Below are 23,947 nucleotides of genomic sequence, written 5' to 3' on the forward strand. Positions count from 1 at the left end.
TATCTCATTTTAAGTCTATATCTTACAGTGTTAGCTGATTCTAACCTTGGAATAAAATATAGAAAAGAAAAAGTAAGTATATGATCACAATTTTACTTCTTATGTATATTTCAACCATTATAATTTATTATACTGCAATTGATATTCATTATCAATTCTTTTGTAGATGATTATTAAAAAAATCCACAATAGCCAAATTTTGAATTGATCTATATCGAGTGGACAAGGGAAATGATAAAGACTTTATCATAAGGTCATGTTCTTTGTTTTTATGGATTGTCTTGATTATTCAAGCAGTTCTTTTACATCCCTATAAATCAATATATTGGATATACCTGCATAGTATCTTATTATTCCATCAATCACAGTTATTGGAGGGGTAAATCCCTTACGGATAATATTATTTACTTCAATTCCCTCCTTATCTGATAAATTTATTTTATCAAGTTCTATAAAATCTAATATTATATTTTGTGAAACATCACTATTATTAAAAAATTTTTTTAAATTGTTATAAAGTTCTTCTGTTTTTATAAGTGTTACATTTGATTCAGATGAAATAGAATTTTTACAGTTGTTTCTGCAGTTTGTACAGCTGCCACATTTTGTTCTATTCTGGCAGCTGTTAGAAGCGGAATCATGGCTGCTATTGCAGCAGCTTTTTAAGGATAGCACAGCATTTTTATTTCCATATATATTAATTTTAATTTTTAAGTTCATATAATTTAAAATCCTTTCTCTAATAATAACAATTATAATATCATAAAGAGATAATTTTACGCAATTAAAAATGTGTTATATTGACAAAAAGTATATTTAAAAATAAAATTAGTATAATAATTATCAGCTGTTTAAACATAATTTGTATAGGAGATGTAATCAGTGAATAGAGAAATTTATATGGACTATGCAGCTACAACTTTTGTAAAACCAGAAGTTATAGAGGAAATGAAATTATATTTTAATGAATATTTTGGTAATCCTTCTTCCGTATATGGCATATCCAGAATCACAAAGATGGCTGTAATAAAGGCTAGGGAAAAAATAGCATCAGCTATAAATGCAAACAGGGATGAAATATTTTTTACAAGTGGAGGATCAGAATCGGATAATTGGGCCATAAAAGGAGTGGCTCTTGCAAATAAGGAAAGAGGAAAACACATAATAACTACAGGAATAGAACATCCTGCTGTAATAAATACCTGCAGGTATATGGAAAAACAAGGCTTTAAGGTTACATATCTTCCTGTGGATAGATTTGGAACAGTAGATATAAAAAAGCTGGAGGAATCTATAGGAAAAGATACTTTAATTGTATCTATAATGTTTGCTAATAATGAAATAGGCACCATAGAGCCTATAAAAGAAATAGGGAATATGTGTAAAAATAGGGGAGTCTTACTGCATACAGATGCAGTTCAAGCAGTAGGTAATGTTCCTATTAATGTTAAAGATATGAATATAGATCTTTTGTCCATGTCATCTCACAAATTTTATGGACCTAAAGGTATAGGTGCCCTCTATATAAAAAAAGGAGTAAAAATAGATAGTTTTATTCACGGAGGTTCTCAAGAGAGGGGAAGAAGAGCTGGAACAGAGAATATTGCAGGTATAGTTGGTATGGGAAAAGCACTTGAGATTGCAGCTTTAAATATGGACAGAGAAAATAAAAGACTAAGTTATCTTAGAGATAAGATGATAGAAGAACTTCTAAAAATACCAGGTACCAAACTAAATGGACATAAAACAAATAGACTTCCAGGTAATGTAAATATTTCTTTTGATTCTGTAGATGGAGAAATTTTGGTTATGGCTTTAGATAATGAGGGAATATGTGTATCTGCAGGAAGTGCATGCTCTGCAGGAGCTATAGAACCTTCACGTGTACTAAAAGCTATAGGACTTTCTGATGCTCGGGCAAAATCTTCTATTCGTCTAAGTTTAGGAGCAGATACTACTGAGGAGGATATTAACTATACTGCAGATGTTATAAAAGATACAGTATTTAAGTTGAGAGAAAATAATGCAAAATGGAGTTCTGGAAAATTTTAAATTAGAATAGGTGATAAAATGACAAAAAAAGTAGTAGTGGGTATGAGTGGAGGAGTAGATAGTTCTGTTGCAGCACATCTTTTAAAGGAACAAGGGTATGAAGTTATTGGAGTAACCATGCAGGTCTGGCAGGAAGATGATTATTATGAAGACATGGAAAGTGGATGTTGTTCTTTAAGTGCTGTAGAAGATGCCAAAATGGTAGCATATCATCTTAATATACCTCATTATGTTATGAATTTTAAAGAGGTATTTAAAAAAAATGTAATAGATTATTTTATACAGGAATATATGGAAGGAAAGACACCAAATCCGTGTATAGCCTGTAATAAATATATAAAATTTGATGAGCTTTTAAAAAGAGCTATGGATTTAGGGGCGGATTATGTGGCTACAGGACATTATGCCACTGTAGAAAAAATTAATGATAGATATACTCTTAGAAAATCAAAGGATCACAATAAAGATCAAACTTATGCTCTTTATAATTTAACTCAATTTCAGCTGGCACATACATTAATGCCCTGTGGAATATACAAAAAAGAAGAAATAAGAGAGATAGCCAGAAAAATAGGGCTTAATGTCTATTCTAAAAGAGATAGTGAAGAAATATGTTTCATCCCAGATAATGATCATGGAGCTTATATAAAGAGAATTACAAAGGATAAAGTGAAAGAAGGAAATTTTATAGATAAAGAGGGAAATGTGCTTGGAAAACATAAGGGAATAGTATACTATACATTGGGTCAGAGAAAAGGATTGGGTTTATCCTTTGGGGTACCTATGTATGTAATAGACATAAAACCTTATACTAATGAAGTTGTGCTTGGAAGTGAAGAAGATATATTTAAAACAGATCTAGTGGCAAAGGATGTGAATTTTCTTCCTTTTGAGAATTTGACCTCACCAATGAAGGTAGAAGCTAAAATAAGATATTCCTCGAAACCTGCAGAGGCAATGATAAGTTCCATAGGCAAAGAAAAAGTAAAGGTAAAATTTACAGACAGACAAAGGGCAATTACAAAAGGGCAATCTGTGGTATTTTACAAAGATAATATTTTAATTGGAGGAGGAATTATTGACAGCTAATATCATAAATGATACAATTAAAAGAAATAAATTTTTTGACAGCTTATTGGGATATTGACGTAAATGAGATATGTAATAGATTATAAAAATAACATTAAAAACTGAGACAGGGTCAAGTAGATGTGATTAACATTTTAAAGAGAGTGGTTGAAGCTGGGAATCCATAAATGTTACATGTTGAAACTCCCCCTGGAGTTGTAAGCTGAACTTATAGTAAGCTGTGCCGGTAGAAGCCGTTATAAAATATGAGTAACAAATTTGGGTGGTACCGCGGTAGACTTTCGCCCCAGGCAGAAGGTCTATTTTTTATGTTATTTTTAAGAAATAACAATATAGGAGGAAGTATAATGGAAAACTTAAAAATTTATTATGATGAAGATGGGAATCTGGATTTATTGAGGGATAAAACAGTGGCAGTTTTAGGCTATGGAAGTCAGGGTCATGCCCATGCACAGAATTTAAAAGACAGTGGAATTAACGTGGTAATCGGTCTGTATAAAGGGAGTAAGTCCTGGAAAAAGGCAGAGGAGAATGGTTTTGAAGTAATGGAAGCTGCAGATGCTGTAAAAAAAGCAGATATGGTTATGACACTTATACCAGATGAAAAGCAAAAGGGCCTATATATTGACAGTGTTAAAGATAACTTGACAGAGGGAAAAGTGCTTATGTTTGCCCATGGATTTAATATACACTTCAATCAGATAACCCCTCCTGAAAATGTGGATGTAATTATGGTTGCACCTAAAGGACCAGGACACATTGTAAGAAGAGAATATACCGAAGGAAAAGGAGTACCATGCCTTTATGCAGTATACCAGGATTACAGTGGAAAAGCCAAGGACTATGCACTGGCATATGCAAAAGGAATAGGAGGCACACGAGGAGGAGTTCTTGAAACTACCTTTAAAGATGAAACAGAGACAGATTTGTTTGGAGAACAGGTAGTACTTTGCGGAGGAATATCAGAGCTTATAAAAGCAGGATTTGAAACTTTGGTTGAAGCAGGATATGCACCTGAAAATGCATACTTTGAGTGTATGCATGAGATGAAATTGATTGTGGATTTGATGAATGAAGGCGGATTAAGCTATATGAGATATTCCATAAGTGATACTGCTGAATATGGAGATTACAGTATAGGCAAGAGAATAATAACAGAGGATACAAGAAAAGAGATGAAAAAGGTACTTGGAGAAATTCAAGATGGTACTTTTGCAAAGAACTGGATACTGGAAAACCAGACAGGAAGACCTTCATTTATTGCAAAGAGGAAAAAAGAACAGAACCATCTTATTGAGGTAGTTGGAAAAAAACTTAGGGCTATGATGTCCTGGATAAACAGCAAATAATTATAATTATAGAGTTAACATATTAAATTTGGAAGCTTAAAGCTTCCAAATTTTTATTTTAAACTTCTGATTTGTGTAAAAATAAATGAGGATAAATATGGTATAATAATATACATATTATAATTAAATATTAGTATCAGCTTAAAATTAATGGTATTAAATAATTGACAACGTTAACACTTCTAACGTATTATTTTTACATATTCTATATAGATTGAGAAGGAGGCGAGTTTATGTTACCTTATGACAAAACAAATAAGGGGATTGATGATGGGATATTATTGAAAAAAGTGAGTATTACAGGTAACCTTTGTGCAGGGTATGGAGAAGTATTTATAAATCAAATTTATGAAAATTGCAGTGATGAAGATATAGAAGGAGTATATATTTTTCCTATTCCAGTTACAGCATTAATATCTGGATTTGAAGCAGAAATAGGTGGAAGAACCTTAAAAGCAATAGTGGAAGAGAAAGATAAGGCTCTGCAGGTGTATGAGAATGCAAGAATTCGAGGAGATAGTATTTTTTCATTGGAAGAATTCAGTCCTCATTTCTTCAAAATAAGTATAGGTAAAATAATTTCCGGGGAAACTGTAAAAATAAAACTTTCCTATATAGACGAATTAGATTATAAAGACAGTACTTTTAAATTTACCATACCTGCAATTTCAGAACCTAAAATAATAAGAAGTAAATCTAGAATTGAAGAATTAAGAAGTAATTTGGTCAATAGACTTGGAATAAAGAAGGGTAAGGATGAAGATTTTGAATTTAAGGTAAATATAATAGTGGAATCTTTAAGCAAAGTTAACTTTAGATGTCCCTACCATAAAATAAAAGTAGAGAGGGAAGGAGACACAGTAGCCAAGATAACTTTAGAGGAAGACTATTATTTAATGGATAAAGAATTTATATTGTTTATCAAAGAGAGAGAAACCCTTGAAGCAGATGGAATGATTTATGAATATAAAGAAAATGACAGGCAAAAAGGAATAGTATATATAAGAATGATTCCAAAGCTTGATCCTTATGAGGAAGAGATTAAGGAAAATTATATATTTTTAATTGATATTTCAGATACCATGAAAGGTGAAAAGTTGGAACAGGCAAAAAATGCACTTCAGCTTTGTATAAGGAACTTATCTAAAGGTGATACTTTCGATATAATAGCCATGGGAGTAAATTTAATAGATTTTTCAAAAGATGGAATGATAGAATTTGACCAGGATTCTTTAAGAAAAGCTTCTAAATGGATAGATAATTTGGATACGGAAGAAGATGCAGATATATTTGGGGCAATAAGGTATAGTCTGGAGAAAGAAGGGGATAAAAATACAATACTTTTATTTACTGATGATTTGGTAGATGATGAAGAAAATATACTTGCCTATGTGAAAGAAAATATAGGTGACAATAGAATATTTACTTTTGGAATAGATTCATCTGCCAATAACTATTTTCTAAATAAGCTGGCTCATGAAAGCTGCGGAAAAGCAGAGTTTATAGATATAGACGAGAGAATAGAAGATATAGTACTAAGACAATTTAATAGAATACAAAATCCCCAAGTTCATAACATAGAAATTGACTGGGGTGAACTTAAGGTTAGAAATTCTTATCCTAGAACCATAGAATACATGTATGATAGAGAACCTTTTTCAATATTTGCAAATGTACTGGGAGAAGTAGGAGGGCAGATAGTATTAAAGGGAAATGTAGATGGAAAAGAATATATACAAAAGGTGGATATAGATAATTTTAATACAGAAGAAAATGCTAACCTGTTAAAAAAAATATGGGCTAAAAAAAGAATAAAATCCCTGGAAATAAATATGAGAGCCGAAAGAGGAACAGTAAGGGAAAGCATGAGAAAAAAAATAATAGAACTTTCAAAGGACAATAAACTTATAAGCTCTGAAACAACGTTTATACTAATGGAACTTAGGGAAGAACCGGTGCTTGGAATTCAGCTTAGAGATATAATTCCTATAAAAGTAAAAGAAAATACTTTAAATCAAAATAAAATGGATGAAGACACAGGAACGGGGTTTTTATACAGAAGCTTTATATATGAGGATGATGTGGAAATAAGTCTTAGCGATAACAAATATTTAGATAAAAAGTATCCGAGGGAAAAACTTTTAAGGATAATTGCAAAAAATCAATTTGCAGATGGGGCTTTTGTGGATTACGAAGACAGCAGTGTAGAGGATAAAATAGAAACTACAGCTATGGTTATGCTTGCTTTTATTATAGGAAAAGAGAATATAGATATATATACGAATCAGCTGAATAAAGCAGTAAGTTTTATATGTGAAAACTATGATGAAGTAGAATTTGATGTAAGATGTGATATTTTAAAATTATCAATTTTAGTGTTAAACAAGATAAAGAAAAAGAAATTATTAAAGGATAAATATATCCCAAAGGCTGATAATACAATAGAAAAGCTATGTGAGAAGCTTCACAGCAGAGAAGAGACTAAACCTGTACTTAAAAATCTAATGAGCAATTCTTTTAATAAAAATGTGGCGTCCTTATTTACATTAAGTGAAGATAAAAAATATATAAAAGAGAATATAACTATAATTGAAGAGAGAAATTCCATATTTGACATGTCAAAATTAGCTGTGTTGAAGGGATTGAAAAGTTAAAGTTCTGCTGGCATAAAGTCTAGTATGCCAGCCTAAGTTTTAAATATTGCCGTGGATAAAGCCGGTTATTTTGTCAATGGGGATGTCCACAAAGGTGTTTATGTCATCATTTCTGCAATTTTGTTCTGAATTACAGTTGTCAAAAGGTAAAATATCATCATAAGGATTTAAATTATCGTTGTAGTTATTTTCTGGTCTACAAACCGGAGCTTCTGCTATATTAAGTGCAAGCCTTATAAAATAATGATTTACCTCTATTAACATTCCCGTAAAGTTATACATACGAGAATCTCCGCCGGATGTGTATATGGTTGCCCTTTTTCCTGTATGTTTTTTTAAATTATCTATAAAACTTATGGAACCAATGTTGTTACAATCATTACATTCTAATTTATTTTCATCCAGTTCATTCATACAGACTGTATTTTCCCCTAGCGTAGTATCTGCCTTACAATCTTCTTTTACTTCTATATAATTAGAATCTATAGGTGATTTTTCGTTAGGAATAAAATAGGCTTCATCTTCGTTATTTGAATGGTGGCCTCTAGGATGTCTTCTATGATGATGTCTGCTCAATGTATTCAACTCCTTTCTATAAAAAATAATGGAAAGTTGTTCTGAAGAACATAGGAGTATTAGCTAATTGCCGGCTTAGATAAAATTTAAAAGTAAGCTGCAGGACTTTACTCCTAATCTATAATATGAATTAAAATTAATTTGTGACATCAATTTAATTTTTTAAATAAAAAGCAGAAGCCATAGATTTTTAGCATCTATGGCTTCTGCTTTTTGAATTAAAATTTATTTTAGTATTTTAACTTTATCACCGTCATTTAAAAAGGTTTGACCTTCTGGTACTATAGTATCTCCTGCATGTACCTTTGAAGATATTATCTGGGTAATCTTATCATTTGAAAGTCCTGTATTTACAGATATTTTCTTTATTTTATTGTCTTCTACTTTATAGAGGTAGGAAACTCCATTTTCCATTTTTACAGCCTGGTTGGCTACAGTAAGTACATTATCCTCAGTCTCATCAGGTAAGGATATCTTAACAAACATGCCTGGTTTTAAATCTCCTCCTGAGTTAGGTACCTTTATTTTAATTAAATATTCTTTAGTTGTACTGTCCGCATCAGGATTTATAGTTTCTATAGAACCTGTTATTTCCTTATTGGATAGAGAAGGAATAGTTACAGGTATGGATTGATTTACTTTAATCTTTGAAAGCATATTTCCCGGTACAGTTGCCTCTATTATAAGTGAACTCAAGTCAATTATAGTTATGGAAGCTGTTGCGGTAGGAGAAATTTCTCCTTCATGTATGTTTACAGCAGATACAATACCAGAAATAGGAGCCTTAATCATGGTATCGTTAATTTGGGACTGTATTGAATCCACAGCGGCTTCAGCCTGGGTTACCTGAGCTTGAGCTACATCTACAGATTCAGGGCCAATTTTCTGTTGAATTAAGCTTAGATTCTGTTGTGCAGAAGATAAGGTTACAGATGCACTGTCAAGTTTAGTTTTAGCAGTATCTAGTTCCTGCTTTGATGCAGCACCGGAAGAGTATAATGACTCTGTTCTATTATAACTGCTTTGGGCATCGTCATAGGATATTTTAGCACTATCTACTGCCTGCTGGGCTTGTACAACCTGTTGTTCCACTCCTGAACTCTTTGTTTTATTTAAATTAGCTTTGGCAGAGTCTATACTTGCCTGCTGTTGTTTCAACTGGGCCTGCAGAGAGTCTGAATCAAGAGTAAATAATGTTTCTCCACTTTTTACTGTACTGCCGACTTTTACATTTAAAGTCTTAACTTTTCCAGGTGATTTAGGAGATACTGAAACTTCTTCCTTAGCAGTTAATTTTCCCGAATAATTTACATCTGTAGATAAAGAAGAAAGTTCTACTTTGATTACTTTTACATTTTTGATGGAATTTGTAGTTTCTGTACTTTTATTTTTTATTATATTATGTACTATGCTAAAGATGATTAAAACTGCCAGTACAATTAATACTATTTTGCCCACATTATTCTTTAGTTTTAAAATAATATTTTTCATAACATTACTCATGATTACACCTCCTGGATTTTTGGATGTTTCTTTATTTTTCTAAGCATATAGTTTTTAAAGTCATCCAATAATGTATAAACTACAGGTAATATTATAGGAGTAAGAATAGTAGAAGCTATCATTCCACCTATAACTACAAGAGCCATGCTGGATTTTATTTCACTGCCTTCTCCAAGAGATAGGGCAGAAGGAAGCATACCTACAATCATAGTTGCAGAGGTCATTATAATAGGTCTCAGTCTTCTTTCTCCAGATTCAATAAGAGCTTCTCTTAAATTCTTTCCCCGCTTCATGAGGGTATTTGTATAGTCAATTAAAAGTGTACCATTTTTAGAAGCTAATCCATCCAGCATTATAAATCCTATAAGAGACATCATATTCAAGGTTTTACCAGTAATTGCAAGTATTCCTATGGCTCCTATTAGAGCACAAGGGAGAGATATCATTCTGATAAATGGAGTCAAGAAGGATTCGTAGAGTACAACTAATATCATGTAAATAAGTACTAAGGAAATAATCAATACTTCTATAAGAGAAGTAAAGTTAGTTGACATACTCTCCTGATTTCCACCAAATTTAATTTCATAACCTTCTGGAACAGATAATGGCTTTAACTTTTCAGTTAAATCCTTACTTACAGCACCAAGGGCCCTTCCCTGGATATTCGCAGAAACAGTAGCGACATCTTGTCTATCCTGTCTTGATATAGATTTTGGACTGTCAGCTTTTACTATTTTTGCAACTTCACTTATAGGAACAGATTGACCTGAACTGCTGATTATTTTTATAGAGCCTATATCTGAAGCGGTTTTTACATATTTATCGTTAAATTTTACTGTTATATCATAGTCGTCTCCTTTGGTTGTATATATTCCTGCAGATGAACCTTGAATTGCGGTTCTCAGTACTGAAGATAAATCTGATATGGATACACCATACTGGGATGCGGCCAATCTGTCCATCTGTACTTTTAATTCACTGTCACTTGCCTTGGTAGAATTATCCACATCTGTAATACCTGAAACTGTTTTTATTGTTTCTTCTACCTTGTTGGATATTTCACTTATGGTATCTGAATCATCACCTAATATTTGAATTGATATAGGTTTACTGCTGCCGCTGCTTACATCAGATTCAACCACAGAAAAATCTGTTCCTGAAAGTGAAGCATTTCCCCAGCTTCGAACTTTTTTAGCCACTTCAGATTGAGATATGGTTCTTTCAGCTTTAGGGTAAAGTTCTACATATATGCTTGCAGTATTTGAAGTGCTGGAATTTACACTGTCACCGCTGGAACCTATCATAGCATAATAAGTTTTTATTTCTTTAACTCCATGTAAATAGTTTTCTACTTGTTTAACACTTTTGTCCATCTGATTTAAGGTTGCTCCTGAATCAAAGGTCATATTTATATTAAAGGAGCTTTGATCCGTGGAAGGAATAAGTTCTGTTCCTATGGCACCTGCTGGTATTAAGAGTATAGTACCTATTAATGCAGCTATACTAATAATTAGCACTCTTTTCCTGTGATTTAATGACCATATGAGAGCTTTTTTATAGGTTACAGTTATGTTATCTAGAGAATTTGAAAGAGAACTAAACATTTTATAAATTTTAGTATTTTTAATTCTGGTAAATCTACCAGAAGCTTTTTTATGGTTGTCGTCATTTCCTTTAAACACTCTGGATGCCAGCATAGGAGTAATGGTAAAGGAAACAAATAGGGAAAATAATGCTGCAAAAGCTATGGTCAATCCAAATTCTTTAAAGAACTGTCCTGCCATGCCTGATATAAATGCAACTGGAGCAAATACAACTACATCGCAAAGTGTTATGGCAATAGCCGCGAGACCTATTTCATTACGTCCATCTATAGCCGCTTGATGGGGATGTTTTTTCATGGATAGATGTTGTTTTATGTTATCCAGTACAACAATTGAATCATCTACCAAAATACCTATACAGAGGGATAAGCCCATAAGAGACATCATATTTAGTGTAAATTTCATAACATACATCATAAAAAAGGTGGCAATAAGGGAGGTAGGTATGGCTACAAGTACTATTAATGAAGATTTCCAGCTCTTTAAGAATATAAATAAAACTAAAGCAGTGGTTATTATACCTTCTATTAAAGTACGTTTTATCTCAGTAAGAGATGAAGTTATAAATTTAGTACTATCGTAGGCAGCCACTAAATTTATTCCTTTTGGCAGCCGTTTTTTAACTTTTTCAAGTTCTGCATTTATATTATTTACAGTTTCAATTACATTTGCATCACTTTGTTTTTGTATGCTTATTCCTATGGTATCTTTACCGTTTATTCTTATGTATTGATTTTCATCGGGATATTCTAAATTTATGTCAGCTATATCAGACAAACGAACAGTACCCCCAATTGAAGTAGGTATTAATAAATTTCTTATTTCATCTATATCTTCAAGTTGACTCATGATTCTTACAGTTTCATTTAGGTTATCTTGTTTTATTTGACCTGCAGGAAAGCTTACATTATCTGATTGCAATTTAGAAATTAGTAGGCTTGTATTTACTCCATAGAATTCTACAGCGGCTTTATCCAGTTTTATAATAAGCTGTTTTTGCTGGGTTCCAAGGAGAGAGACATTTCCTACACCCTCAACTTTTTTGAGAGAGTCTGTTATATTGTTGGATTCATTATACAATTCTTCGTGGGATACATTTCCAGACACGGATAACATCAAAACAGGCATGGCATTTGTGTCCATTTTAAATAAAAGAGGTTTGTCTGCATTTTTAGGAAGTTTAGCTTGAGCAGTATCTACAGCTTTTTGTACATCTAAAAAGGCAGTATTCATATTTGCATCACTTTTAAACATTATAGTGGTTTGTCCATATCCTTCGCTTGCAGTAGATTGCAGGGTGTCAATACCACTTATACCAGCTACAGAATCTTCAATAGGTTTTACTACATCTTTTTTTATGTCTTCAGCACTGGCACCGGAATATGTAGTGGATATAGAAATTACAGGTATATTTATAGATGGCATAAGATCTGCCCCTAAATTACTATAACCAAATACTCCAAGACCTAACAAGAACAACAGTAACATGGTTATTGCCGCTGGCTTTCGTACAGATAGTTCAGTTAAGTTCATTTTTTACCCTCCTTAGTCATAGATATAATAGTTTTATTTTTATAATTTCTAAGAGCATAATTTAATTTTGAAAAACCATAAGTTATGTTTCTCAGATCCTCTTTACTTAAAATAGAAACTGTTTCTTCTAAGAAGTCATATTTTATTTTATTCAATTTTTCCAGATAGTTAATTCCATCAAGGGTAAGAGACAGCATAACAATCCTCCTGTTATAATCCGGTCTATATCTGTGTACAAATCCTTTGTTTACAAATTTATTACTTAAATTTGTAACAGCGGCAGGAGTTATTCCAAGATCTTTTGCAAGCTCGCTTACTTTATATTCACCCTGTTCTTTAAGCTGCTGCAGGAAAAATAGTTGAGCAATAGGAAGCTTTTCTTCATATCTAAAGCTATTACTCATTATATATTTAATAAGTAAAAAAAAATCATCGAAATTTTTTTTTATATCTTCAATAATGAGTAAGTCATCTTTTTGACAGTTCATTTCAATACCTCCTTTGCTAATTAGTACATGAATAAAATATTTAGCCATTAAATATTTTATAAATATATAATATACAGATTAAATTATATATTTATAGAGATAAGATTTCAAGAATTAGTAACAAATTTTATATAATATTTACATATCTTAAATTTATCTTAAATTATGGACTAAAAGCTCAGCTTGAATTTAAGCTAAGCTTTTACTACTAATATTTTTGTATATAGGAAGTCCAAAGATTCCTATAATATTTAAAATCATTGTCACCTGTTATAATATTGAGTGCATCTAGCAAAGTTAAATGAATTCCATAGTAATCAAAATTAACTGTGGGAGGTGTACCTGGCCTGGTTAAGTATCCCAAGTCATAACATACAAAACCTCCTATATCATAATAGGGAAGTATGTACTTTAATGTAAGCAGACCTTTTTTAAAGTATGCAGATGCTTTATCACTATAATCTTTATTATTGGGAATATTTGACCAGTCATATAAGCCTATTAAAGTAAACATATGTCCATTTAAAGTATATGAAGGCGGATCTGTTACATACAATTGAAAAAATATATAGTCAGCCATTTGATTTCCCAAAAAACTCAAATTGTCCATAGGGCCCCCTTGAGAGGTTTTGGTAGTCAAAAAATTAAGAGCTAAATTTCCCGCAGAAATATATTTTTTGTTTCCTGTAAGGTGGTAGGCTCTAGAAAATACACTAAGGGCTTGTCCTTGAGCCATTGCAGATACCCAGCCAGGCTGGAATTCATTATCATCTAAGTAATGTTTATAATTAAAATCATATCTAATAGCACCGGTGCTGTCCATATTATCTATAAGCCAGTCTGCAGCATTTAAAAATTCCTGTTTCATATATAGATTTTCTTTATTCATTTTTTTAGAATTTAGATATATATTATAATAAGATAGTGCATATTGATCTATGGTGACAGGATTATAATAATAACTTCCGCTGTAATTTACCATAGGTATTCCCTTTACGTCAAATTTTATTATGGTGTCATCTGTGTAACTTACTGCATTTTCTATAGATAGATAGTTGTCAAAGGTATCATAGTATCCTATGCTTTGATATTGATATCCAGAATCCATATAATATTTCTGATATTGTTCTATTAAGTTGAAGTCTTCTGGTTGATTTAACACATCTTTAATAGAAATATCTTTTTGTTTTGCAATTAAATTTAGTATATTTGCCTTATCCTTTATATATTCAGATACTCCCTGGGTGTTTATTATGGTAGTATAGCCCTGACAGGCATCTGCGTAGTTTCCTTTCAGATTAGTTCCCCTGCTCCAATTTAGTATAAGTTCCGCCTTTTCATTTAAACCATTTATAAATCTTTCATCATTTGGATAAATACTGTGGGCTTTTGAAAGCAAATCTAGTGCAGTATAGGGATCTGAATAAGATATATTGTTTATTGTGTCGTAGTAATTATCTGCAGTTTGAGAAGCTTGTACCACACAGGTATTAGTGCAAATAAAAAAAATTAGAAGTAAAGAACCTATATAAGATATCTTTTTAAACAATTTATTTAACCTCCTTATATGAATATAATGTACTAAAACTGTCAAGCATTGGTCTATTACTCATATAGTGCTAAGTATAATACAATAATTTAAGTTTAACAATCCATTATTTTACTTTGAATAGGATAGTATATTTAAGTATTGTATAAAATTTCTTAAAATATAGCATTACAGCAGTATAAAAAAATAACCTCCATTTTCAGGAGGTTAATATAGTTAATTTAATATATATACATTTACAGATCTTCTTCCCCAGCTCTGTGCCTCGGCTTCTGAGGTTACAAAAATATCTATTCTATTACCTTTAATGGCTCCACCTATATCTTCTGCAATAGCATAGCCGTATCCTTCCACATAAACTCTAGAGCCTAAAGGAATAACTCTAGGATCTACAGCTATAGTACTATAACCATTTGGATTTCTTTTAGTTGGAGCACCGGACGCTGTAATACCATCACCGCTATATGCCGTTGCAACTACATTTAATACTTGGGAAAATGAAGAAGGCATTCCTCCACGGGATAGGGTTTGTCTATCGAAATCACTGCTGCTGTAGGCCAGAGAAGTCTGGACATACAGGGTCTTGGATTCTTCCAATTGTTGTTCCTTTAACTGTTGTTCTTTTTCATTAGTTTTAGCCAGCAATTCTTTTTGCTCTTTTATATCATCATTCAATTTAGATAGAGTAACTTCATTATTTGCTCTTAAGGCTTGTAATTTACTATTTTCATAATATAAGGCTTGTTTCTGATTTTCTATAGCTTGTTCATTTTGTTTCAGCTTAGCAATAATTTTATTATCAAATTGTATTACTCTAGTTATGGTATCTATTCTAGAGATAAAATCACTTAAACTTTCTGAGGATAAAAGTACTTCAAGATATGCATCATTACCATTTATGTACATGGCTTTTACCCTATTTTTAAATAAGTCGTTCTGAATTTCAGAATTGTTTTTTGCGTCCTCCAATTTAGCTTGGGTATTTTTTATATTTTCAGCAATTTTATTCATAGCATCTTTATTATTTGAAATGTCATTAATAACTTTGTCAATTTGTGTATTTAAACTATCTATTTTCGATTGTAATTGACTTTTGTCATTTTGAGTTTGAGTTAGTTCCTCAGATGTGGAATTTGATGCGGCATTGATGTTACCACAGGGTATTATAATTAGTGCCAGCGTCATAATAACACATAGGGTTTTTTTATTCAATGTTATTCCTCCTTAAAATGATTATTAAGTCTTAAAAACTTGCTAATGTTTTCTATTATAACATCAATATGTATGAAAACTCAAGTTCTCGAGAAGTAGAAGGTCTATAGCATATATTATTTGTGTGCTGTAATCATACATCTATTTTTAAATCAATACCTATAACACCTGTTATAATATTGTTTGAATCTACAATAGGTATAGATACAGTAACGCAAGGGTTTGCGGTAATAGCAGATATATACACATCTGAAATATATTCCTTTCCCTTTATGCTTTCTTCAAACCATTTACGTACATTGGCATTTGCTATTCCATTTGGTGGATTTGAATAAATAAATTTACCCATATTATCATTTGTCCAAATTGCTTCTATATAAGAGTGCTTGTCCGAAAATTCACATAGCAATTTTTTATGGATGCTTTCATCCAGGGAAGAGAGCTTATACTCAGATAATAAATCTTTTTTTATTAGAGTAATTATTTCACTGCACATTATCTTTACTTTATCTGTGTTTAATTTAGCTATGTCTTTTTCAATTTTTTCACAAAAAGAATCTAAAGATGAAGAGGTATCAATTAAGAATTTTTGCATTTCTTTTAATTCCTTTATACTTTCATTTTGAGTTTTAACAGAACTATACATGTTTTCTACATTTGAACTTATTACCTCAAAGCTTTCCTGTACTTCATTACATTTAGAATTCATATTTTTTATAGATTCATATTCTTTGTCTGTAACATTGATTATTTCATTTACAGAGTTTACAATAGCTGCCACTGACATTTTTATTTCATTTAAAATATTTTCTATATTTTGTGAGTAGGCAACACTTTTTTCCACATTCTTTTCATTGGGAATAGAGGTTTCTATAACTATTTCAATTTGTTTTTCAATTTTTTCAATGAGTTTTGATATTTCCAAAACAGAATTTTTGCTGTTTTCTGCAAGACTTGATATTTCCTTTGCAACTACACTGAATCCTTTGCCATATTCGCCTGCACGTGCGGCTTCAATAGAAGCATTTAAAGATAACATATGGGTCTGGGATGCTATATCATTAACTGTATTTAATATAGAAGATATTTCAATTGAAATTTGTTTTAATTCTTTAATATTCTTCATTGTTTTATCTGTAGATGACTTTATTTCCTGGATTGAACTGACTATGCCCAGGATATCTTTTAAGCCCTTCATAATAATTTGTTGAGATTCATCAGAAGTTATAGAAATATTTTTAGAAGTATCTTTTATGTTTTCAAATAAAGAGGATATTTCTCTTATAATATTGAGGGTGTCATTTACCTTATAAGAGCTTATGTTATTTGTTTCTGACAGAGTATTAGCTTCCTCATAGAGTAATTCTGTAGATGAGGAGGTATACTCAATTGTTGAAGATAGATTATGTGATACAGAATAAATTTTAGTAAATAGCACCTGAAATTTAAAGTTGGTCTTAAGTAATTTTTTCCTGAGAGAATCAATTAAAGTTAAATAGGAGGATTTGTCTTTTTCATCTATTGTAAAGTAATAATTGTCATTTAATAAGTTATTTAAAAATTTCTGAATTAATACTTTATCTTTATTATGTCTATGTAAAAATGCTACAAAAGACAAGAAGATACCTAATATTAATCCAATAAAAAAATAAATCAATAAGCTCTCCCCTTTTTATTAAAGTTTTTAAATATTATCATATTGCTAAATTTTAGAATAATTATATCACAATTTTGTGGCGGAAACAATATATGGTAAATCAATCAGTTTATTAAGATAAAAATATTGTTACTAAAATTTAAATGTATTTGATATAATTAAGTTAGAAAATATAGTTAAAAGATAATTAGGAGGATGTATGATATATAATCTGGAAAGAATGTTTGATGATATAACAAGCGAAGATGAGGAAGAGATGGAGATAACCTGTATAAAAGAAGCAGAAAATCTTATAAAAATGGGAATGGATTTATTGACGGTCATAAGGATAACAGGACTTGAATGGGAAGAAATAGGTAGTATAAAAAAATATATGAATTAATAAACTGAACTTTTAATGAATATTTCCGAGGTAGAACATATGTTAACTTTGTGTATGATAGTAAAAAATGAAGAAAATACCCTGAAGAATTGTCTTATTGGGGCAGCTTCTTTTGTAGATGAAATAATTATAGTAGATACCGGGTCTACAGATAATACAAAAGATATAGCTTTAGAATTTACAGATAAAATCTATGATTTTAAATGGTGTAATGATTTTTCAAAGGCCAGAAATTATTCTATAGAAAAGGCATCCAATGACTGGGTGCTGGTTCTTGATGCAGATGAATTTATTGTGGATTTTTCAAGCAGAAGTGTACGGGAATTCATAAAAGAGCCTTCAAATAGAAATAAGGTGGGCAGGATCAAGAGAGTAAACTTTATGGAAGATTCTCATGGAAACAATAAATATACAGAAAGAATAAATAGACTTTTCAATAAAAACTATTTTAATTATGAAGGTATAATTCATGAACAGATTGCGGCTTTGGATGGAAAACCCTATAAAACTGAAATGGTAGATATAACAGCAGAACATGTAGGCTATACCCGGGAAGCATTAAATAAGACAGGAAAAATTAAAAGAAATATAGATTTATTAAAAATGGCGGTGAAAGATAACTTAGAAGATCCATATCTTTATTTTCAACTGGGTAAATCTTATTATATGTTAAAAAATTATAAAAATGCAGTGATGTACTTTGAAAAGGCATTATCTTTTTCACTGGATTTTGGTTTGGAGTATGTGGAAGATTTAGTTGAGACTTATGGATATGCTTTGATTAACAGCGGAAAGTACCAAGAGGCACTTATACTTGAAAATTGTGTTGAAGTTTACTCAAATTGTGCTGATTTTCATTTTCTTATGGGATTAATATATATGAATAATGCCAGGTTTACCCAGGCTGTAGAGAGCTTTTTAAAATGTACTGAATTTTCTTGTGCCAGGGTAGAAGGGGTAAACAACTATATTTCCTATTATAATATAGGCGTTATATATGATGTACTGGGATTTAGAGAAAATGCTCTGGGATATTATAAAAAATGCGGCAATTATGAGCCTGCAGTAAAAAGGCTTAAAGCACAGCTGAATTAAAACATAGCTGTAAAGTATGCCAGTATGTTCTACGATAATTAAATAATGTAAGTATTTGAGTATTTGATTTATGTCTTAATTTTAATAAGGTATTAAATTTTTGGATTCCTTAAATTAACAATCCTATGTGGCTGAATCCCCATAGGATTTAAGTCTTAATGCATGGATTAAATATTAATAAAAAATTTTGGAGGAAAACATTGATTAGGAAAAGAAAACAAATACTAACTTTAATATTAGCCTCTGTAATCAGTTCTACTTTGTGTTATAAAGTAAATGCTGCCTATCCTACCCGGAAGAGGTTGGCAGGAGAAGATAGATATATAACTTCCTTGAAAGTAGCGCAGGATGGATGGGATTCGTCCTATTATGCTGTTTTAGCCTGCGGTGAAGATTATCCAGATGCCTTAAGTTCTGTACCACTGGCAAAAAAATACGATGCACCAATACTTTTAACCCACAGAACCTATATAGATTCTTCTATAGTTGAAGAACTTAAAAGTCTTAAAGTGGGAAAAGTATTTATAATAGGGGGAACAGCTTCTATAAGTGATACCATTTTAAATCAGTTAAATTCTCTTGATATACAAACAGAGAGAATAGGAGGGGTGGACAGATATGACACTTCCGTGAAAATTGCCCAAAAATTTGGAAAAGTAGACACACTTACAGTAGCTTCGGGAGAGGATTATGCAGATGCCATATCCATAGGTTCTGCAGCTGGGGCAATGGGAGTTCCGGTGCTTCTGGTACCTAAAAATATTATGCCAGATGGCACTAAAAGTTACATACAAGAATTAAATACTGTAATAAATTCAGATTATAGTAATAAACAAAAAGGGCAGACCACAAACAGCAGCAATGAAGGGGAATTCAGGAATATAAAAGTTTTTGTGGTAGGTGACAACAGCGTAGTAAGTGATAATGTAGCAAGAGAATTTGAAAACACCTTTAAAGATGATGTCACTAATGAACAATTTGGATATGTGGAGAGAATAACAGGTAGTGATAAGTATGAGAGAAATATAAATGTAATAGCCAGATTTCTTGAAAAATCTACTGGAACAGATGTGGATTACGATGACGATGATGACGATGACTATACAAAAACTGATTATTCAACCAAATATGATTTGTTCAGTTTAAATAATATATTTGTGGCCTCGGGAGATGGGTTTGCAGATGCACTGTCAGGAGCAGCAGAAGCAGCTAAAAATAGAGCACCTGTCATACTTTCAGGTACATCAAATTCAAGCCTTATAAAAGATCTTATTTTAACTAAAATACCTAATTATAATAACGACAGTACTAACCCTGAATATATTACAGTTTTAGGGGGAGAGGGGGTACTGCCAAACTCCAGGGTAAGGGAGATCTTTGGATATATAATTGGGGATAAAAATACAAGTACGGGAGATTCATCTATCACTACTTTTCAGGATTCCAAACTGGAAAAACTTATAAGGGATAAGGTTGGAAAACCTACTGGAACTCTCGCTTATTCGGATTTAAAGGATATTACATCTTTAAATTTAAGCAATGAAGGTATAACAGATATAAGTGGACTTGAAAGTTGTGTGAATTTAAAGAGTCTGGATTTAAGTTATAACCAGATAAAAGATGTAAAACCTCTTTTGAAGCTGTATGATATTAAGGATCTTAATTTAAGCCATAATAAAATATCGGACGTTTCATATTTGTCCAACCTTACAAGTTTAGAACAATTGAATTTAAGCGATAATAATATAAGTGATCTCAGCCATTCAAGAGAAAATACCAAAGATGATGATGATTCGGATTATGATAAAACAAGTGACAGTGTGTTTAAAAATATGACCCATCTGGCTTTTTTGGATTTAAGCAATTCTAATGTAAGTGGGAGTTACAGTTATAAAAATTCTATAGACAGTTCCGACTTGGATGAACTGGAATATTTAATAAGGCTTACTTCATTGAATTTAAAAGGTACAAATGTGGCAAGTCTCACCAATTTAAAAGAGCTTGAAACCCTGACCACCTTGAATTTAAGTGATACAAGTGTAAGTAATCTGGATCCTCTAGAAGAATTAACGGATTTAACTTATCTAGACTTAAGCAGCAATAGCAGCATAGATGGAGATGATTTAGAGCCACTGCAGTACCTGACCAAGCTGAAATACCTAAATTTAAGCAATAACAGAATTGATGATTTAACTTATTTAAAGGGACTTAAAAATTTAAATACATTATATTTAGAGGACAATCCAATACTCGACTATACCCCAATACTTTCTTATGAAAATTCACTTTATTACAGGGATTTTGATATAAGTTCTATAAGTGGAGATGTTACATATTCCAAAGATTCCACCATAGATGGGTTAATAAAAGGTCAGATAAGTGATTTTGAAAATGTTTATGAATATGGTGACTATGACAAGCTGAGGTTCAGAGTACTCTATCGTCCTTATGATACAGGAGCCTATAGTGATACCCTTAAAGGTATTAAACAGGATATGGACTGGCTCCAGCAGGAAATAGCTTCAGGAGGAATGTCTTCTTTGGAGCTTAAAAATGTAAATGATGATTTAACCAGTGTTGAAAATGAAATATCGGATATTACCAAAAAGGATGCCATGAATTCAGAAGTGGCAAATTTGGAAAATCAGCTTTCTTCATCTTATAATGCAAAAGACATGGAAAAAATAATTAATAAAATTAATTATAAATATTCAGATTATAGATATGATTATTATAGAACTTTGGTAGATAGGTGTACAAGTGACATACAAAATATAAAAGCTCAAATTCAATTAATTGGACTTCAGGGTTCCGGTTACAGCAGCACCAACACCATTGACAGTCTCCAAAATATGCTGGAGGAAAAACAAAAAAATAAAGATTTTGCAGAAGAGAAGATAAATATGTATGATAGATACAGAAATTTTTTCAATGCTGTAAATTCAGTGTTGGAACAAAATTAAAGGAAGGAGGAACCTACATATTTATGTATAATTTAAAACATAAGCACGTACTTAAAAGTAAAAAAATAGCTTTGTTTGTCACATCTCTGGCAATTTCAGGTGCTCTAGGAACTGCAAAAGTATATGCAGCACCAGAAGTTGAGAGGTACAGCGGCATAAATAGATATGAAACAGCAGCCAAGGTCTGTGATGCGGGGTGGGATACTGCGGATTATGCTGTAATAGTAAATGGAGAAAATTATCCCGATGCCCTTGCAGCGGCTCCACTTGCAGCAAAATATGATGCACCTATACTTTTGACCGGGGCAGATACATTGAATGCCTATACATCCTCTGAAATAAGCAGATTAAATGTAAAAAATGTTTTTATAGTGGGAGGAAAAGGTGTAGTGTCTCAAAGTGTAGAGGACTCACTAAAGTCTAAAGGTGTAAAAGTTACAAGACTTTCAGGAGATGACAGATATGAAACAGCCCTGGCAGTAGCTAAAAAAGTAGGCAAGCCTAAGGAAGTAGTTCTTGTAAATGGAAATGATTTTAGAGATGGGATGACCATAGCTTCAATAGCTGCCTTAAAAGAAATACCTATAATATTGACAGATGGAGCGTATATGCCAGCGGATGTTAAAAAATATTTAAATAATACCTCCAAAATGGATCAGGTGTATGTAGTAGGAGATGCAAATACCATAAGTGATGAGGCTATAAGCAGTCTTTCCAATGTGAAAAGAATAGGTACAGGCAATGCCTACAATAAAAATGTAAGTGTTATAGAAGCCTTTGCAGGGGAAATAGATACAAGTACCCTTTACATAGCCTCTGCTAAGGATTTCCCTGATTCTCTTGGGGCATCAGCTCTGGCACCTAAAACTTCATCACCGGTATTATTTGTGGACAGTCCCCTGGATGAGTCTACTTCAACTTTCCTTAAAACACATATAGTAAACAACTTAAAAGTATTAGGTGGATCAGGTTCCATAAGTTATGATTTAGAAACCACTGCTAAAAATTTACCTTTGAATATAGGAAGCACAAATAATTTTACAGATACCATATGGCAGGATGAAAAATACACTCCAAGGTCAACTGTAGTGGTAACTGCCACAGACGGTACTAAAAAGGAAGTTCCCGTGGAATGGAATTTAACCAATATAAACACCACAAAACCTGGTATTTATACTTTTACGGGAACTTTAAGCGGCAGTGACAAGACTGTATATACTACTCTTACGGTAAAACCACTTCCCTATAAAATTGACAATTTAACTGAAACTGCAAGTAGTAAAGCAAGTTATAAATTGCCAACTACTGTCACTGCCCAGATGACAGACGGTACTACTGACGAGGTGGCTGTAAACTGGGATTATGGAACGCAATCTGGAAACAAGCCGGGAGTTTATATATTTAACGGTACAGTGGACAAGTACAGTAAAAAGGTTAAGCTTACTTTGACAATTACTGCAGGTTCTACAAAAACCATAAAGAGCATTGCAAATATAAAGGCAACTGTAGCTAAAAAGTCTGATTATACTCGCCCAACTACGGTAGAAGCTGTAATGAGTGATGGCTCTACTGAGGATGTAGCTGTAACCTGGGGAAATGAGAAGAAGTATGATACTGGAGTATATACCTATGAAGGAACTGTAAGTGGATACAGCAAAAAAGTAGGACTTATGCTTATAGTTACAGGAGAAGGAGGAACTGATCCAAATGATCCAGACTATCCAGATAATCCTGATAACCCAGATGATTCAAAAGATTTAGGGGAGTTGGATGCTATAATGCAAGGGGAAAATTATCCAACTACAGTAGCTGATCCTTCCACAGGAAAACAAGTGGCGGTTACTTGGACAGAAGCTGTTAGTATAAGTTCTCAATTTAAAGATGACGATTATGTAGATGGATGCAGAGTTGCAGAGTTTACTTTATATGGTGTTATCAAGGGCAATGTTAAAGTAAAAGCAACTATAGGAATAATGCCAAAGATTATTTCTCTTAACTCAGAAATAACCATAAGCAGAGCAGATTATCCAAATGGTGTAAATATGTCGGATTTGTCAGATTTAATAAGTGCAGCTATAATTGGAAAAGATGGCAACAGGACATCAAAGAAAGTGCATGTTCTTTTATGGAATCCACCTACTATAGATCCAACTAAAGCTAATATTTATTATGTAAATGCAACTATAAGTCATTATGGTAATAATCCTGTTAGGATTACAATAACAGTGACTGATTAGGCAA

General features: G+C 32.0%; 16 protein-coding genes and 1 other annotated feature. Of the genes, 8 read left to right on the plus strand and 8 right to left on the minus strand.

Annotated features, from left to right (window positions below; all coding sequences use genetic code 11):
* Positions 1–285: 285 nt before the first annotated feature.
* Positions 286–720 (minus strand): hypothetical protein, encoded by a 435-nt coding sequence (locus BS101_RS06800; protein WP_073538136.1) that lies wholly within the window; start codon positions 718–720, stop codon positions 286–288.
* Positions 721–882: 162 nt separating this feature from the next.
* Between BS101_RS06800 and nifS the strand changes: the two genes are divergently transcribed.
* From nifS to BS101_RS06820, 4 genes are all read left to right on the plus strand, one after another.
* Positions 883–2,052: a cysteine desulfurase NifS gene (gene nifS, locus BS101_RS06805; protein ID WP_073538137.1), complete on the plus strand. Its 1,170-nt coding sequence runs from the start codon at positions 883–885 to the stop codon at positions 2,050–2,052.
* Between the two features lie 18 nt (positions 2,053–2,070).
* Positions 2,071–3,141, plus strand: a complete 1,071-nt coding sequence (gene mnmA / locus BS101_RS06810) for a tRNA 2-thiouridine(34) synthase MnmA (protein ID WP_073538138.1) — start codon at positions 2,071–2,073, stop codon at positions 3,139–3,141.
* Positions 3,142–3,235: 94 nt separating this feature from the next.
* Positions 3,236–3,433, plus strand: a binding site (T-box leader).
* Between the two features lie 55 nt (positions 3,434–3,488).
* Positions 3,489–4,490 carry a ketol-acid reductoisomerase gene (ilvC, locus tag BS101_RS06815; RefSeq protein WP_073541166.1) on the plus strand — a complete coding sequence of 334 codons (1,002 nt, stop codon included), beginning with the start codon at positions 3,489–3,491 and terminating at the stop codon, positions 4,488–4,490.
* A 233-nt stretch (positions 4,491–4,723) separates the two neighbouring features.
* Entirely contained in the window at positions 4,724–7,144 is a 2,421-nt protein-coding gene (locus tag BS101_RS06820) for a VIT and vWA domain-containing protein (RefSeq protein WP_073538139.1), read from the plus strand.
* A gap of 39 nt (positions 7,145–7,183) precedes the next feature.
* Here BS101_RS06820 and BS101_RS06825 read toward each other — a convergent pair whose 3' ends face one another.
* From BS101_RS06825 to BS101_RS06855, 7 genes are all read right to left on the minus strand, one after another.
* Positions 7,184–7,720, minus strand: a complete 537-nt coding sequence (locus BS101_RS06825; protein ID WP_242951417.1) for a hypothetical protein — start codon at positions 7,718–7,720, stop codon at positions 7,184–7,186.
* Positions 7,721–7,945: 225 nt separating this feature from the next.
* The gene (locus tag BS101_RS06830; RefSeq protein WP_073538141.1) at positions 7,946–9,223 is read right to left on the minus strand and encodes an efflux RND transporter periplasmic adaptor subunit; all 1,278 of its coding nucleotides are present in this window, start codon (positions 9,221–9,223) and stop codon (positions 7,946–7,948) included.
* Between the two features lie 2 nt (positions 9,224–9,225).
* Positions 9,226–12,360, minus strand: coding sequence for an efflux RND transporter permease subunit (locus BS101_RS06835; protein ID WP_073538142.1), 3,135 nt, complete (start codon positions 12,358–12,360; stop codon positions 9,226–9,228).
* Positions 12,357–12,848 (minus strand): MarR family winged helix-turn-helix transcriptional regulator, encoded by a 492-nt coding sequence (locus BS101_RS06840; RefSeq protein ID WP_073538143.1) that lies wholly within the window; start codon positions 12,846–12,848, stop codon positions 12,357–12,359. The genes BS101_RS06835 and BS101_RS06840 overlap by 4 nt, the downstream gene beginning before the upstream one ends.
* A gap of 208 nt (positions 12,849–13,056) precedes the next feature.
* Positions 13,057–14,397: a D-glucuronyl C5-epimerase family protein gene (locus BS101_RS06845; protein WP_073538144.1), complete on the minus strand. Its 1,341-nt coding sequence runs from the start codon at positions 14,395–14,397 to the stop codon at positions 13,057–13,059.
* Between the two features lie 216 nt (positions 14,398–14,613).
* On the minus strand, positions 14,614–15,609 hold the full coding sequence (locus BS101_RS06850) for a 3D domain-containing protein (protein ID WP_073538145.1): 996 nt from the start codon (positions 15,607–15,609) through the stop codon (positions 14,614–14,616).
* A gap of 133 nt (positions 15,610–15,742) precedes the next feature.
* Complete coding sequence (locus BS101_RS06855; protein WP_073538146.1) at positions 15,743–17,266, minus strand: methyl-accepting chemotaxis protein; 1,524 nt, start codon at positions 17,264–17,266, stop codon at positions 15,743–15,745.
* Positions 17,267–17,465: 199 nt separating this feature from the next.
* On the opposite strand from BS101_RS06855, the gene BS101_RS06860 reads away from it, so the two are divergent.
* The 4 genes from BS101_RS06860 to BS101_RS06875 all read left to right on the plus strand — a co-directional run bounded on the left by BS101_RS06860 (position 17,466) and on the right by BS101_RS06875 (position 23,943).
* The gene (locus tag BS101_RS06860) at positions 17,466–17,648 is read left to right on the plus strand and encodes a hypothetical protein (RefSeq protein WP_073538147.1); all 183 of its coding nucleotides are present in this window, start codon (positions 17,466–17,468) and stop codon (positions 17,646–17,648) included.
* Positions 17,649–17,687: 39 nt separating this feature from the next.
* Positions 17,688–18,743, plus strand: coding sequence for a glycosyltransferase (locus BS101_RS06865; protein ID WP_198039602.1), 1,056 nt, complete (start codon positions 17,688–17,690; stop codon positions 18,741–18,743).
* Between the two features lie 200 nt (positions 18,744–18,943).
* On the plus strand, positions 18,944–21,706 hold the full coding sequence (locus BS101_RS06870) for a cell wall-binding repeat-containing protein (protein WP_073538149.1): 2,763 nt from the start codon (positions 18,944–18,946) through the stop codon (positions 21,704–21,706).
* Positions 21,707–21,729: 23 nt separating this feature from the next.
* Positions 21,730–23,943, plus strand: a complete 2,214-nt coding sequence (locus BS101_RS06875; RefSeq protein WP_073538150.1) for a cell wall-binding repeat-containing protein — start codon at positions 21,730–21,732, stop codon at positions 23,941–23,943.
* Positions 23,944–23,947: the final 4 nt, after the last annotated feature.

Source organism: Clostridium kluyveri (assembly GCF_001902295.1).
GTDB classification, from domain to species: Bacteria; Bacillota; Clostridia; order Clostridiales; family Clostridiaceae; genus Clostridium_B; species Clostridium_B kluyveri_B.